Below are 1,064 nucleotides of genomic sequence, written 5' to 3' on the forward strand. Positions count from 1 at the left end.
TTTTCTGTTGAATCAGATCTAACTGCGTGACTTGAGCAAGTTTCTGATCTTTATCTTTACGCTGTTGTTCAAGCTTTAACTCAATCTGTTCAACGGTGCCTAGTGAAGCTGTGAGTTGTTCGAGTTCACTTTTAGCTTCCGATAGCTTTTGGCGAGCAAGGGTAGGGTTACCGAGCTGTTCTTCAATCGTTTGGTAATTTTGAATAAATTGCCCAAGCTGATGTAGATGTGCTGAAAGGCCCTTATCTAATTCAGCATATTGCTGAGTTTGGATCAGCTGCTGTTGTAAATGAATTTTGTTCTGCTCAAGCTGTGCAATATGCTGTTGTACCGCGTTTTGCTGCTGTTGTAGTGGGCTTAGGTTTTGCTCAAGTACCTGTCTTTTTTCTTTGCACTTTTTATATTCATCGGCAATAAAAGCGCGTTCTTGAATGGACTGTCGAACTTGATTTAAAGCATGTTGATGCTGTTGCTCAAAATCGAGTGTTTGTTTGAGCTGTTGTTCTGCAAGTTGATATTGTTTTTGTCCCGTTTCAAAAATTTGCACCAACTCATTAAACTTGGTTTGAGCTTGCTGAATTTGCGGCTCAAGTTGTTGCAGTGTTTGTAAATTTTGAGCTTGCTGAAAAACTTGTGGGCGTATTTCAGAGAAAACTTCAAGACGTTTTAATTGCTCACGTTCACTAGCCAGTTGTTGATGGTGATTTTGCTGGGTTTGAAACTGTTGCTGTTTCGTTTGAACTTCTTGCTCAAGTTTTGCTTTACGTTCAAACCATTGTTGCTGTTTGTCTAAGACATGTTTTTGCTGTTCTAACTGTTGATAGTTTTGTTCGGCTTGCTGGTATTGTTCGGTAAATGCAGCGATTTCTTCATCAGACAAAATTTCAATATGCCCTAAAAACTCTTCCAGCTGTTTACGCTGCTTTGCAATATCGGCTGTTTTACGAAAAGCCAGTTCACCGATTTTGGCGAAAATGCTGGAGTTGGTCAGGTACTCAAGTAATTCACCACGTTCGCTGTCTCGAGCTTTTAAAAATGCGGTTACTTCGGACTGGGCAAGTAGC

At 40.3% G+C, this 1,064-nt stretch carries 1 pseudogene; it reads right to left on the bottom strand.

The features are described 5' to 3' along the window. Positions 1–1,064: pseudogene (locus VXQ92_RS20845) on the bottom strand (ATP-dependent dsDNA exonuclease); the annotation flags it as partial.

The sequence above is a fragment of the Acinetobacter sp. 228 genome, assembly GCF_048147885.1.